The following is a 14,027-nucleotide window of genomic DNA, read 5'->3' on the forward strand; positions in this document are numbered from 1 at the left end:
GCAGGGGGTGGGGTCGCCTGTGCGGCGTTCACTCTTGTTCAACACAATCACAAACCTCTAGGGGATGTATCCATGAAGAAGCAGCAGGGTTTCACGCTGATCGAACTGATGATCGTTGTCGCGATCATCGCCATCCTGGCCGCCATCGCGCTGCCGGCCTACCAGAACTACGTCGCCAAGTCGCAGGTCACCGCTGGCCTGGCTGATATCCGTGGTGGTATCACCGCGTTTGAAGAGGGCATCCAGTCGGGTACCAAGACTGGCGCCGCCACGGCTGATGATCTGGGTCTTGCCGCCAGCACGGCACGTTGTGACATCGTGCCGGCCGGTAACTGGGAAGACGATGCCGATCAGTCCATCACTTGCACCCTGAAGGGCAACCCGAAGGTTGCTGGTTTGGATGTTGCTCTGACCCGTACGGCGTCCGGTGCTTGGAACTGCACTTCGGGCGTTGACGCGAAGTACCTGCCGGCTGGTTGTACTGCCGGCCCGTAATTTGGGTTGTGGGGATTTGAATGAAAGGGGCGGAAACGCCCCTTTCCTTTTTGTGCTGCCTGCTGGGGAGGGTGGAATGAGCAAACAACACGGTTTTACGTTGATTGAGTTGATGATCGTTGTTGCGATCATCGCCATCTTGGCCGCGATCGCGCTGCCCGCATATCAGAACTATGTTGCCAAGTCTCAACTTACAGCCGGATTGGCGGAAATTCGATCGGGGCAAACAGGCTTCGAGGCATTTGTCCTGGTGGAAAGCGTGGATACCTTCTCCTTGGCTGACATCGGTCTGAATGCCAGTACGGCACGTTGTGCGATGACTATGGCGCCGGGTGACTCTGGATTTATCCGCTGCACGCTGAAAGGGAATCCTCAGGTCGCGGGGAAAAGTATTGAATTGGCGCGTAGCGCGTCCGGTGAATGGGTATGCAAGGTCGATGCATCTATTCCTTCAGGCCTCTGGCCTTCTGGATGTCAGTGATCTTGTTGTTGGCATGGATAGAGCAAGGCCTTAAGTAGTGAGGGGGAGCCTTTCGATGATGCGGGCTTGGCCTTTGGGGGGTGCAGGACTCGGGGGGCGTTTGGCGGCATCTCTGTTGCTGGTGCTTCTAGCTGGCCTGGTGTACTGGCCCGGTATGTCTGGTCCATTTTTGTTTGACGACTTTCCTGCGTTGGTGGACAACACGCGTATCCATGTTGCCGCAGGGGATTGGTCCGCCCTCTGGCGTGCCGCCACCAGCTTCGATCCCGGCGGTACCGGTCGGCAACTGGCAATGGCGAGCTTTGGCTTGAGCCATATGCTGGGCGGACTGAGTCCTTGGGGGTGGAAGTTCGGTAGCCTATTGGTGCATCTCGTCAATGCGATGCTGGTGTACCTGTTGTGCGCGCGCTTGCTGAAACTTGCGGGCGTCCGTTCGTGGCTGCGTCCCTCTGCGTGGGTAATTGCCCTGCTTTGGGCTACGCATCCGCTGCAGGTGTCCACTGTCCTCTACGTCGTGCAGCGGATGGAGATGCTGTCGTTGACCTTCGTGTTGATGGCCTTGCTGGCCTATCTGCGTGGGCGGGTGATGCAGATCGATGGGCGGTGCGGCTGGCCGTGGTTGCTGGCCTGCGTTCCACTGCTGCTGTTCGCGCTGGGCAGCAAGGAGACGGCTTTGTTGTTGCCTGCCTATGCGCTGGCGCTTGAGCTGACTCTGTTGCAGTTTGGGGGCGCGACGCAGGGGCAGCGTCGATTCTGGCGCTGGGGGTATGGGGCCGGCGTTGCCGTGGCGGCAATCCTGTTTGCATGCGTGGTCGTGCCGCACTATGCCGCCGCAGAGGCCTATGCGATTCGCGACTTCAGCGCACTGGAGCGGGTGTTGACCCAGCTGCGGGTGCTGCCGTTGTACCTGGGGCAGATGGTGCTGCCACTGCCGGGCACGATGACGTTCTATTACGACGATATGCAGGCGTCCCATGCGTTGCTGTCGCCGTTGTCGACGCTCTGGGGCGGACTGTTGCTGCTGGGCTTGTTGCTGTTGGCGTTCTTGCTGCGGCGTCGGGCGCCGTTGTTCGCGTTGGGCGTGCTGTGGTTCTTTGCGGCTCACCTGATTACCAGCAATGTCATTGCGCTTGAGTTGGTGTTCGAGCACCGCAACTACTTCGCCCTGCTGGGTGTTCTGCTGGCTCTTGCAGACCTGGTTCGTCGCTTGCCTGTAAAGGATGGGCCTGCCATCAAGGTGGCCGCCATTGTGGCTGTGGTTGCCGGGGTTGGTTTCCTGGGGGCTGTACGCTCGGCGGTATGGGGGGAAGGATTGCTGTTGTCCACCGAATTGGCAGCCATCAATCCGCAGTCGCCTCGCGCGGCGCACGAGCTTGGTGTGCGCTACTACGAAATGGCAGATGGCTCGGCGGATTCGCCATTTTTCAGTTTCGCGGTTCGCGAGTTCGAGCGTGAATCCCAGTTGCCCAATGCCAGCATCCTGGCGGAGCAGTCACTGATTCTCATGCACGCAGGCCGTGGCCTGCCGGTGAATCCGCACTGGTGGTCTCGCCTGCATGAGCGTCTGCGTAATAGACCGATTACCCCGGAGGCGACCGGGGCGCTGTTCGGACTATTGAATAATCGCTTGAAGGGTGTGGCGTTGGATGATGCGGCCTTGGGGGACGCATTCCTGCTGATGTTCGACAAGGTGGTGATGCCTCCCTACAGCTATGTGCAGGTCGCAGCACATGCGCGCGACTATCGGCATGATCCTGACCTGGAAATGCGATTGCTGGCCATTGCCGTGGAACAGTCCAAGGGGCACCCGGGATACGTGACGCGAATGGCGGAAGGCTTGCGTAAGGACGGGCATGTCGTGCAGGCGGATTTCGTGTTGGCAAGGGCGAAAGCCGAGAACATTGCGCCCTGATCGATCAGGGCGCTGAAGAACGGGTCAGAAGTGTCTGCCAGTGTTCTGCAAGACGGGGGTTGGATAAATGCGCTTCATAATATGCGCGGGCTTTCGATTGCAGCTCATGGCGGAGTGGCTCGTCTTCGGATAGATTCACGATCGCCTCTGCAAGCGCTTCTGGAGTCGGCGTGCATGTCAGTGCTGGTATGGCCGGGGTGCCGCAGGGCGTTCCATAGGTGTCCTGGGTGATGATGGCCTTTCCGCCGGCCAATGCCATATACAGTTTGAAAGGAAGTACGCGCGAAGCCTTGCCGTCGCCGCCGAAAATTCCAAGGCAGATATCGGCGGTGGCCATGTGATGTTCTAGCACTTCCTCTGGCTGCCAGTCGCGTATCCATGTGGCCGAGGGGCATTTCTCAAGCCATTTGCTGGTCGCTTCTGCATCCTGGCCATTGCCGATTATTGTGAACCCAATATGCGTTTTGTTGCGTAGAGCATGTATGGCTTCGGCAATGACTGTGGTGCCCTGCAGTGGGACGAAAGTGCCAATGAAAAGGACTTTCAGGTGCTTTGTATCAGATGGGTTGGACGGTTTGGAAGAATGGGTGGGTGGCGTAGGAATCGCCAGAGGGAATGCAAGTAGTCGTGTACTAGGTGCCTTGAAAAGATCGGTAATGTGGGCAGCATTCGAGCAGGTGTCGGTGACTATGCGGTGTGCCGTACGCAGGGCTCGTGCTTCAATGCAGAGCAGTGCGCGCGATAATGTGCTCTCCTTGTGCCCAAGGTTCCGATCCTGATAGATCGTATCCCAAAGCGTGATGTAAGCGTCGCATATGCACAGTGGCCTCCACCTTTCGGGAATCCATGATGAGAGCCAGAGAAAGATGATTCCAGGGTAGGGCACATACGTGAGGGAGCGAGCGGGCGAGCGAAACACGAGTCTTAAAAGTGAAAATGCATTTCGGAAAAAGAGTCCCGCAAGGAACAGTCCAGCCCTGGTGTTTCCTTTCTCCGTGATCTTCCAAAGCTGGGTGCCCTCTGGGAGCCACTGGCTGTAATCGATGACCTCGGCGAGGTTCTGTTGGCGGATCAATTCGATCGTATTCCAGGCATTGGGATACCCGGTGCCACGCAGACCGGCACCGGCAACAAATAGCTGTCTCTTACAGTGCTTGGCTGGCATCTTCGGCCTGGGCGACGATGATGAGATTCATTGGATTCGGGGGCTTATCGGAAACAATGAATGCCGTTTCGTCAAAGCCGTACTCCTTGTGGAGGGCACTTGAGGGGGATTTCAGTATGCCCGTGATCCTGTGAATTAGATCAAGTGAGAACCTGCGGACGCTTTCAGGGATGAACGGGAGCGTGACCGGCAAGCAGAGCCATTTTGTCTTCCTATACCTGACCATCTCAGTCGCCGCGACGCTCCACTCTGCACCCATCTTCAAGTTGCGACGGATCGCGAAATGTCGGGATATCAATGTGACAAGCATCTCCTGACTGTACTCGCGCAGATGCCACCGGTTCCATGGCTTCTGTCCGGCTAGAAGCCGATGTTGCCTGTCCGGGGTGATGGTGACGAGGATTCCACCCTGCCCTAATAGGCGTCGGGCTTCGCGCAGGTAGCTGTCGTCGTCACTCACATGTTCGATTACCTGGAAGGAAAGGATGACATCGAAATGCCCGTCGGGAAACGGAAGTTGTGAGCCAGGATCGATCTGGTGGAAGGATAGATTATCGTTGCGATAATTATCGTCCGCGTATTGAATTGCTTCGGGTGATACGTCTACACCTACCACTTCATTTGCAATTTTGGAGATGAGCTTCGACCCATAGCCTGAGCCACAGCCATAATCCAGGACTCTTCTTCCTGTGCATATCTCTTCGACGAAGCGGTAGCTTGCAATATGCATCATGTAAATGGTGTAAGCGCCGAGCGAGCGCTTGTACATGTTTTCCATGACGCGCTCGCCACTGGGTTCGAGTTCAATTTTCATCATGGGTTTTTGCTACTTTCAAGGCTGTAGATGATGCTGGAAAAAAGAAAGGTTGCCAGGTCGCCCGCAATGGTTGTGGCCCGACTCAGCAGGACAAAAAGGGCCAGCTGACCGCTGTCGCCGTCACTTCCCAGTAGCATTACCATGATTCCTTCCCGTGCTCCCATGCCGGCCGGCGTTCCCGGTGCCAGGAATCCGAGGATCCATGACAGGGCAAAGGCAGAGGTTGCCTGGCGATAGTCAATGGCGTCGGACAAGCCCAGTGTTCGAGCAAGCAGCCACAGTCCGAGCCCTATGCTCAGATAGTTGAAGCAGTAGGCGGTCAATGTCATGAGCGTGACGGTGGGGCCAGGGAGTCTCCCGGTTGTTCTCAGTAGACGTTGAAGCCTTGTTGATGGCGCTGCATTGCTGTCGAGAAAATTGGGTTTGAAGCAGAATATGGCGATTGCGGCACAACTGCCGGCGCAGGCAATGGTCAACAGCCAGCCGTAACCTGTTAGCCTGCCTTGCCGTATTTCGGGGAGGAATAGGGTCGCTCCGACCAGGATGCTAGCCGCAGCGGCGAGTATCGTCTCGTGGAGAACGCTCAGGGTATAGGGTCGTAGCGGGACGCCATGCTTCAGTGCCAGTGTTGCGCGATAGGCATGCTGCATGACGTTGCCTGGAACGTATTTGGCCAACTGCGCGATGCCGAGTAGCAATGTCAGCCGATGGGTTGGCTGTTCTATGCCTTGGGCAAGCAGAAGCTGCCGCCAAGCCAGTCCTGTCACGGGATATATGGCCATATAGCAAAAAATGGCGGCAGCAAGTGCAAGCAGCGTTCTGGGGTTTTCGAGGGCCGAGGCGAGTGTGCTGAGATCGAGGTTGTGCCAGCAAAACCAGACGAAGTAGCCGAACAGCGCCAGGGCCACTATCAAGCCCGCCACTTTTAGATGGGCTTTCATGCGCGCCTTGCCATGACCAGGTATCCACTTCCCCAGTCGAGATTCTTCGAAATGGTTTGCATGGCTGAACCGGTGGCGATCATGAACTGGCCAGGCAAAGAAGTGATCCAATCACTGAGCTGGACGTAGTCGCTTCTGTCCACGCCGCTGGCCGCGGAAGCCTGCGCTTTGGATTGCGTATCCCTTTGCTTCAGCTTCTTGCTGTAGACGAGATTGCCGACCAACTCCGTCATGTTTGCCAGTGGAAAGCCATAGCATTCGAAATGCTCAATGGCATAGCCGTTCGAATTGAGGAGTTCCTTCAGGTCTTTGCGGTCATATCGGCGCCAATGCCCAGCCCATACATCTCCCGCGCCAAAGCGGGAGCGATGTGCAGGGACAGACAAGATCAGCTTTCCACTTGGTGCGAGCCATCGGGACCATTCCTGTAGGGCTCGAGCATCATCCTCGATGTGTTCCAGTACATCAAAAGCACAGATGGTGTTGAAATGGCCAGCCCACTCGCGTAGCGGTTCTGGCGAGACTGAGTAAGTGGTCTTGCAGAGTTTGGCAAGACGTATTGCCATATGGCGGGCTTGGAAAGATGTCTCCAAGCCTTGGGCAGAGTGGCCTTGTCGGCTCAGGTCGCACAGGAGGGCGCCAGAACCACAGCCGATTTCCAGAAGGTTGCCGGGGGGTATGTCGCGTATCAGTTGGAGGATGCGCGCGCGTCGAAGGAGGTAGCGTATCGGAGGGCTCCAGCCATCGGCTGGTGCGACGATCCCCGTTCGCTCGGAATACCTTGTGGCAGCAGGTGCTTTGCTACTTTGCATGGATTCGATGGTAGATCGCGGTTTGGTCAGGAATCGCGTCTGTATGTCAGGTTGGTGATCTGCTCTGAAATCAGCCCGATCAGGAAAATGATGACAGCAGCGCTGAACAGCAACGTGCTCATGTTGGTCAGGCGATGCGTGGTGGCAAACGTGTAGCCGTAATAGCCAAGCCCGATAGCGAAGAAGCCACCGGCGATCGGTGCAAACAACTTCATTGGCGAATACAACGTCGCGATCTTGAAAATGATCAGCAGAAACCGGATGCCGTCCTTGAACGGCCGGATATGGCTGCCATTGCCGACCCGCTTGGCGACCGGGATTGGCACATAGGCCACCGGGTAGGCACTGCGGAAGAACGCCATGGTGCTGGTGGTGGGGTAGCTGAACCCGTTCGGCAACAGGTGCAGGAACTCACGGAAGCGTTCGGCGCGGACCGCGCGGAAGCCGGAGGTCAGGTCGTCGATACGGTGGCCGGTCATGTGGCTGGCCAGCGTGTTGTAGAACGCGTTGGCCAGACCGCGGTGGAAGTTGGCCTGGCCGTCGCTGTCGCGGGCGCCCACGACCATGTCATAGCCTTCGTCCAGCTTGGCCAACAGTCGCGCGATGTGTTCGGCGCTGTGTTGGCCGTCGGCATCCATGAACACCAGGATCCCCCCGGTGGCGGCGCGCGCGCCGCGCTTGATCGCGGCACCGTTGCCCATCGAATAGGGGCTGCTCAATACGTTTGCGCCCAATTCGACGCTAATGCGGGCAGTCTCGTCGGTGGAGCCGTCATTGACGACGATGATCTCCGCGTCTGGATAGGCCCCGCGCAGGACGGGTAGCGTACGCCGTAGCCCCTCGGCCTCGTTCTTGGCGGGCAGGATGATGCTCAGTTCAGGCACGTGTGTTCACCGGTGATTCTCCCCGCGGCAATAGTAGCTGGGTTCCAGGGAAATCGCCGGATCCGAGCGACTCGGCGGGGGCTGGGCGGGCCTGAAAGAGGCTGGCCTGATGGCTCGGCATGCGTACAATTGCCTTATCAGGGCCTGGCCCAGGGGAAGCTCATGAACGCTGCAGTCACCGCCAATCTCGTCGGAATCACGGGCATTGCCCGGCGCCTGGTCCAGGACGGGGCGTTGGAGGAGGCGGTTGCCCGAACGGCCATGGCCCAGGCGGCCGATGCCAAGGTGCCGCTGAGTCAATGGCTCTCGGAGAAGAAGCTGGTCAGTGCGGCGAACATGGCGGCGGCCAACGCCATGGAGTTCGGCATGCCGCTCATGGACGTGTCGATCTTCGACGCCAGCCAGAACGCGATGAAGCTGGTCAGCGAGGAGTTGTTGCGCAAGCACCAGGTGCTGCCGCTGTTCAGGCGCGGCGGCAAGTTGTTCGTGGGTACCAGCAACCCGACCCAGCCGCTGGACGAGATCAAGTTCCACACCAATCTGGTGGTGGAGCCCATCCTCGTTGATGAGGACCAGATCCGCCGGACGCTGGACCTTTGGCTGGCCAGCAATGATGCCTTGGGGGACAGCCTGGGCAGTGGTGATGACGAAGGCATGGGTGACCTGGAGGTTGCCGGCGGCGAGGAGGATCTGGGGGGGGGCGGTGATTCGGGCATCGACGCCAAGGGTGACGACACACCTGTGGTCAAGTTCGTCAACAAGGTGCTGGTGGATGCGATCCGAAAGGGTGCCTCGGACATCCACTTCGAGCCCTATGAAGACGATTACCGGGTGCGCTTCCGCATCGATGGCCTGCTCAAGACCGTGGCCAAGGCGCCGGTGAAGTTGAACCAGCGCATCGCGGCACGCCTGAAGGTGATGTCGCAGCTGGATATCGCCGAGAAGCGGGTGCCGCAGGACGGCCGTATCAAGCTCAACCTGTCCAAGACCAAGCAGATCGACTTCCGTGTCAGCACGCTGCCGACCCTGTTCGGCGAAAAGATCGTGCTGCGTATCCTGGACGGCAGCGCCGCCAAGCTGGGCATCGACAAACTGGGCTACGAGCCGGTCCAGCAGCAGTTGTTCATGGAAGCCATCCACAAGCCGTATGGCATGGTGCTGGTCACCGGCCCGACCGGCTCGGGCAAGACGGTGTCGTTGTACACCGCGCTGGGCATCCTCAATGACGATACCCGCAACATCTCCACCGCCGAGGATCCGGTGGAAATCCGCCTGCCGGGCGTGAACCAGGTGCAGCAGAACAACAAGCGCGGCATGACCTTCGCCGCGGCGCTGCGCTCGTTCCTGCGACAGGACCCGGACATCATCATGGTCGGCGAAATCCGCGACCTTGAAACCGCGGAGATCGCCATCAAGGCCGCGCAGACCGGCCACATGGTGCTGTCCACGCTGCATACCAACGATGCCCCGCAGACCATCGCGCGCCTGATGAACATGGGCATCGCGCCATACAACATCACCTCGTCGGTGACGTTGGTCATCGCCCAGCGCCTGGCCCGCCGGTTGTGCTCCAACTGCAAGCGTCCGGCGCACCTGCCGGAGAACGCGCTGTTGGCCGAAGGCTTCACCCAGAAGCAGTTGGACGAGGGCATCCAGCTGTTCGAGCCGGTGGGCTGCGATGAGTGCACGGAAGGTTACAAGGGCCGTACCGGCATCTACCAGGTGATGCCGATGACCGACGAGATCGCCGCGATCGTGCTGCAGGGTGGCAACGCCATGGACATCGCCGACGCTGCACAGAAGATCGGGGTCAACGACCTGCGCCAGTCGGCCTTGCTCAAGGCCGCGCAGGGCGTGACCAGCCTGGCCGAGATCAACCGCGTCACCAAGGATTGATCGGCGGCTGCTTGCTGCCTGTCGTACAGCAAAACGCCGGGCAGTGCCCGGCGTTCTGCTATCGGTGGTGCCGGGCGCTGCCCGGCACGGAGCGTGCTTACTCCATGCCCAGCTTCTTCAGCTTGTAACGCAGGGCACGGAAGGTGATGCCGAGCTGGGCGGCGGTCCTGGTCTTGTTCCAGCGGTTCTCTTCCAGTGCCTTCTGGATCGCCGCGCGCTCCATCTGCTCGATGTAGGAGGGCAGGGCGGCACCCGAGGGATCGATGTCGATGACCGCCTCTTCCGTGACCGCGGCGCCCGCGCCGGGGCCTTCGGGCTGCAGCACGCTGGCCGGCTTGGGCGCGGGCAGGCGCAGGTCGCTGGCGTCGATGGTGTCGCCGTCGGCCAGGGCCAGGGCGCGCTCGAGGATGTTTTCCAGCTCGCGTACGTTGCCGGGGAAGGAGTAGCCGGCCAGGGCATCCAGCGCCGAGGGCGACAGCACCGGTGGCTTCTGGTTCTGGGAACGGGCCAGCCGGTCGAGGATCGCACCGGCCAGCTGCGGCAGGTCACCGCGCCGCTCGCGCAGCGGTGGTACCCGCAGCTCGATCACGTTGATGCGGTAGTACAGGTCATGGCGGAAGCGGCCATCCTGCACCAGCGCCCCGAGGTCCTTGTGGGTGGCCGACAGGATGCGCACGTCCACCGGAACTTCGGTGGAGGCACCCACCGGGCGGACTGACTTCTCCTGGATGGCGCGCAGCAGCTTGACCTGCATCTGCAGCGGTAGTTCGGCCACTTCGTCCAGGAACAGGGTGCCGCCATTGGCCGCCTGGAACAGGCCGGGCTTGTCGGCATGGGCGCCGGTGAAGCTGCCCTTGCGGTGGCCGAAGAACTCGCTCTCCATCAGCTCGCCGGGGATGGCACCACAGTTGACCGGGATGAACGGGCCGGCCGCGCGCGCGCCCTGATCGTGGATGGTGCGGGCCACCAGCTCCTTGCCGACGCCGGATTCACCGAGGATGTAGACCGGCGCCTGGCTGCGCGCGACCTTGGCGATGGTGGCGCGCAGCTCGTCCATGGCAGTGGAGCCACCGAGCAGGCGCGTGGCGTTCTCCGGCGGCGGCGGCGTGCTCGGCCGGGCGGCATTGTTCAGTTCGATCGCATGGCGGACCAGCCCGCGCAGCACGTTGATGTCGACCGGCTTGCTGACGAAGTCGAAGGCGCCGGCCTTCAGTGCTTCCACCGCCAGGTCCATGCTGCCGAAGGCGGTGATCATGGCGACCGGGGTGCGCGGGTAATCACGGGTGATCTCGGCGACCAGCTCGATGCCGTTGCCGTCGGGCAGGCGCATGTCGGTCAGGCACAGGTCGAACGGATTGCTGGCCAGCAGCTCCCGCGCTTCGGCCAGGTTGGCCGCGGTACTGATGCGCAGGCCCATCCGGCCCAGGGTCAGAACCAGCAGTTCGCGGATGTCGCGTTCGTCATCGACGATCAGGGCGCTATGTGTCGCATTCATGGGCGAAACGATAGCCGAGGCGAGGGGCCTGCGCCAAACATTCGACGCACGGTTTGCGCATTTTCAACCCAGGTCGCGATTGAATGCGGCCTTGGGGACGGACAGGGTCAGGCGGAAGCAGGCCCCGCCCGCGGGGACGGAGACATAGTCCAGCTGGGCCTGGTTGGCCCGGCACAGCTCTCGCGCGATGTACAGGCCCAGGCCGGTGCCGTGCTCGGAGGTCGTATAGAAGGGGCGGAACAGCTGGGCGGCGATGGCGTCGGGAATCCCGGGGCCGCGGTCCATGACGTCGATCACCGCGTGTCGCTCGCCGGAGGCCACGCGGATGCGGACGCGGGCGGGCTCCTCGGCCATGCGACCATACTTGAGCGCATTGTGGACCAGCGCGGTCAGTACCTGGTGCAGGTGGCGCGAGTCCATCAGCGCCGGCACGCTGGGCTCGCGGATCACCGCCTCCAGGCTGTCGGTTTCCAGCGACAGGCTCTGCCGGTACTCCAGCACGAAGCGCCGGACAAAGGTGACCAGGTCCAGGTTCTCCGGGTTGGCCCGTTCGCGCCGGGCCAGGGCCAGCACGCTTTCCACGATGCCGTTGGTGCGCTGGCACTGCTGGTGGATGATCTGCAGCAGGCGGCGGTCGGCATCGCCCAGGTCGTTGGATTCCTCCAGCAGCTGGGTGGCGTAGTTGATGGCCGCCAACGGGTTGCGGATCTCGTGGGCCAGGCTGGCGGAGAACCGGCCCAGCGTGGACAGGGTGAGCGATTCGGCACGCTTGGAGACGACCGAGGTGTCGTCCAGGAACACCAGGGTCATGTCGCTGTCGGCCAGCAGCCGGGCGAAGCGGGGCAGGACTTCGGCCTGTTCCGGTGCCAGTTGCAGGGCCACTTCTTCTTCCTGCCAACCGCCGCGCCAGCGCTGCAGGCGCCGGGCCAGTTCCGGCGAGGCGCTGGCCAGGGTGACGCGTTCGGTGGCCAGGGTGCCTTCCAGGTCGCCAAGCAGGGCGGTGGCCGCCTCGTTGGCCAGGGTGATGCGGCCATCGATGTCGACCACCAGCACGCCGGTGCGCATGCGCCGGATGATCAGCTCGTTGACCTCGAACAGGTTGGCCACCTCCGCGCCGCGCTGGTCGGCCAGTTGCTGGGTGCGCCGGGTGCGGTTGCCGATCTGGTAGCAGATGAAGGCCAGCGACAGGTAGCTGGTCACGAACATGGCCAGTTCGGCCAGGGTACGGCTGTTGTCGACGCCTTCCAGGTAGGTCCAGCCGAACTCCAGCACGCTGGCGCCGCTGGCCAGCAGTGCCACCAACATCGCGCGCGACAGCGGCAGCAGCAGGCCGGCGGCGGCGATGTTGAACAGCAGCGACATCGAAATGCCGGCGCTGGAGCCGGGCAGGGCATGGCTGAGCAGCACCGCCGCGACGATGTCGGCCAGCACGCTCCAGAACACGATGGTCTGCAGCCAGCGCTCGTTGCGGCCCCAGAACAGCAGCCCGGCCGATACCAGCAGGTAAATCGCCGACACCCACTGGGCCAGCCCGACATGGTGGGCCTCCCCGACCATCATGCTCAGCGGGCTGAACACCAGAGCGCACAGCAGCGAGGCGACCAGCAGGCGGTACAGGGCGAAGAAGTACAGTTCGCGGCGCGGGATCGACTCGATGCGGTCAATCAGCGAAGGGCTGGGGGCCAAGCCGGAACTCCTATCTGCAGACGGGCTCGGGCAAGTATAGGTGCCGGCGGGCCGGTTCCGGGCGTTTTCACAGGCGCCGGACAGTTGCGGCAAGTGGCTGAAAATGCGTGGGAAAGCGTGCCGGTCTTGGCGATTTGTACAGACTTCTTTGCGCCCCGGCGCTGGCTCGGCCACAATAGTGGGCCCGCCGCGGTCCATGCTGGCGCCCCTCCGTGGGGCCCGAGGAGATGCGTGCGGTCGTTCCTATTCCCACGGTGACGCATGAATTTCCACGAGTACCAGTCAAAACAGCTGCTTGCCGAATACGGTATCCCGGTTCCGGCCGGCAAAGTCGCGGCTACCCCGGACGAGGCGGTTGCCGTCGCCCAGTCGCTGGGCCAGGGCCCCTGGATGGTCAAGGCGCAGATCCACGCAGGCGGCCGCGGCAAGGCCGGCGGCGTCAAGTTCTGCAAGACCGTCGAAGACGTGAAGGCCGCTGCAGCCAAGATGCTCGGCACCAAGATGGCCACCTACCAGACCGCCGGCGTCGAGCTGCCGATCAACCTGGTGCTGGTGACCACCGCCGGTGAGATCGTCAAGGAACTGTACCTGTCGGTGCTGGTCGATCGTGGCACCCGCACCATCAGCTTCATCGCTTCCTCGGAAGGCGGCATGGAGATCGAGCAGGTTGCCGCCGAAACTCCGGACAAGATCCACACCCTGAACGTGGACTTCGTCGAGGGCGTGCAGGGTTACCACGGCCGTGACATCGGCTTCAAGATGGGCCTGACCGCCAAGCAGGCCGGCCAGTTCGCCAGCATCATGGTGAACCTGTACCGCATCTTCAACGAAAAGGACCTGGCGCTGGTTGAGATCAACCCGCTGGCCATCCTGGACGACGGCAACCTGTACGCGCTGGACGGCAAGTTCAACAGCGACGACAACGCCGCCTTCCGTCACAAGGAACTGGTCGCCATGCGCGACAAGTCCCAGGAAGACGAAACCGAAGTGACCGCTTCGGAGCTGGACATCAACTACGTCACCATGGACGGCAACATCGGCTGCATGGTGAACGGCGCCGGCCTGGCCATGGCCACCATGGACGTCATCAAGCTCAACGGCGGCGAGCCGGCGAACTTCCTGGACGTGGGCGGCGGCGCCAACAAGCAGCGCGTGATCGAGGCGTTCAAGCTGATCCTGTCCTCGGACAAGGTCGAAGGCATCTTCGTCAACATCTTCGGTGGCATCGTCCGCTGCGACATGATCGCCGAGGGCATCATCGCCGCGGTGAAGGAAGTGGGCGTCAAGGTTCCGGTCGTGGTGCGCCTGGAAGGCACCAACGTGGAAGAAGGCAAGCAGCTGCTGCGTGACAGCGGCATGGCCATCATCCCGGCTGACAACATCAACGACGGCGCCAAGAAGGTCGTTGAAGCTGTCAAGAACGCCGCCTGATCCCGACACCAA

The 14,027-nt window shown here is 61.4% G+C and carries 12 protein-coding genes; 5 read left to right on the plus strand and 7 right to left on the minus strand.

All coding sequences use genetic code 11. The annotated features are described in order from the left end of the window. The first annotated feature begins 72 nt into the window (after window positions 1-72). The 3 genes from VA603_RS13975 to VA603_RS13985 all read left to right on the plus strand — a co-directional run bounded on the left by VA603_RS13975 (window position 73) and on the right by VA603_RS13985 (window position 2,888). A complete protein-coding gene (locus VA603_RS13975; protein ID WP_323439207.1) occupies window positions 73-495 on the plus strand; it encodes a pilin in 423 nt (140 codons plus the stop codon). Between the two features lie 76 nt (window positions 496-571). Further along, a complete protein-coding gene (locus VA603_RS13980; protein ID WP_323439208.1) occupies window positions 572-976 on the plus strand; it encodes a pilin in 405 nt (134 codons plus the stop codon). A gap of 154 nt (window positions 977-1,130) precedes the next feature. Beyond that, window positions 1,131-2,888 (plus strand): hypothetical protein, encoded by a 1,758-nt coding sequence (locus tag VA603_RS13985; RefSeq protein ID WP_323439209.1) that lies wholly within the window; start codon window positions 1,131-1,133, stop codon window positions 2,886-2,888. A gap of 4 nt (window positions 2,889-2,892) precedes the next feature. Here VA603_RS13985 and VA603_RS13990 read toward each other — a convergent pair whose 3' ends face one another. From VA603_RS13990 to VA603_RS14010, 5 genes are read right to left on the minus strand one after another with little or no spacing between them, the layout of a single operon-like run. Next, window positions 2,893-4,053, minus strand: a complete 1,161-nt coding sequence (locus VA603_RS13990) for a glycosyltransferase (RefSeq protein WP_323439210.1) — start codon at window positions 4,051-4,053, stop codon at window positions 2,893-2,895. Next, entirely contained in the window at window positions 4,034-4,867 is an 834-nt protein-coding gene (locus VA603_RS13995; protein ID WP_323439211.1) for a class I SAM-dependent methyltransferase, read from the minus strand. The genes VA603_RS13990 and VA603_RS13995 overlap by 20 nt, the downstream gene beginning before the upstream one ends. Next, complete coding sequence (locus VA603_RS14000; protein WP_323439212.1) at window positions 4,867-5,811, minus strand: lysylphosphatidylglycerol synthase transmembrane domain-containing protein; 945 nt, start codon at window positions 5,809-5,811, stop codon at window positions 4,867-4,869. The genes VA603_RS13995 and VA603_RS14000 overlap by 1 nt, the downstream gene beginning before the upstream one ends. Next, complete coding sequence (locus tag VA603_RS14005; protein WP_323439213.1) at window positions 5,808-6,623, minus strand: class I SAM-dependent methyltransferase; 816 nt, start codon at window positions 6,621-6,623, stop codon at window positions 5,808-5,810. Before VA603_RS14005 ends, VA603_RS14000 begins: the two co-directional genes overlap by 4 nt. A 26-nt stretch (window positions 6,624-6,649) precedes the next feature. Further along, entirely contained in the window at window positions 6,650-7,507 is an 858-nt protein-coding gene (locus VA603_RS14010; RefSeq protein WP_323439214.1) for a glycosyltransferase family 2 protein, read from the minus strand. Window positions 7,508-7,669: 162 nt separating this feature from the next. Here VA603_RS14010 and pilB point away from each other — a divergent pair, with 162 nt between their 5' ends. Then, window positions 7,670-9,403 (plus strand): type IV-A pilus assembly ATPase PilB, encoded by a 1,734-nt coding sequence (gene pilB, locus VA603_RS14015; protein ID WP_323439215.1) that lies wholly within the window; start codon window positions 7,670-7,672, stop codon window positions 9,401-9,403. A gap of 97 nt (window positions 9,404-9,500) precedes the next feature. Here the strand turns inward: pilB and VA603_RS14020 are convergent, their stop codons facing one another. Next, a complete protein-coding gene (locus tag VA603_RS14020; RefSeq protein WP_323439216.1) occupies window positions 9,501-10,898 on the minus strand; it encodes a sigma-54-dependent transcriptional regulator in 1,398 nt (465 codons plus the stop codon). Between the two features lie 63 nt (window positions 10,899-10,961). Next, window positions 10,962-12,584: a sensor histidine kinase gene (locus VA603_RS14025; protein ID WP_323439217.1), complete on the minus strand. Its 1,623-nt coding sequence runs from the start codon at window positions 12,582-12,584 to the stop codon at window positions 10,962-10,964. Between the two features lie 261 nt (window positions 12,585-12,845). On the opposite strand from VA603_RS14025, the gene sucC reads away from it, so the two are divergent. Then, window positions 12,846-14,015, plus strand: coding sequence for an ADP-forming succinate--CoA ligase subunit beta (gene sucC / locus VA603_RS14030; protein WP_132865375.1), 1,170 nt, complete (start codon window positions 12,846-12,848; stop codon window positions 14,013-14,015). The last annotated feature ends 12 nt before the right edge of the window (window positions 14,016-14,027 follow it).

Origin of the sequence: Stenotrophomonas capsici (assembly GCF_034961085.1) — a bacterium.
GTDB lineage: Bacteria > Pseudomonadota > Gammaproteobacteria > Xanthomonadales > Xanthomonadaceae > Stenotrophomonas > Stenotrophomonas capsici.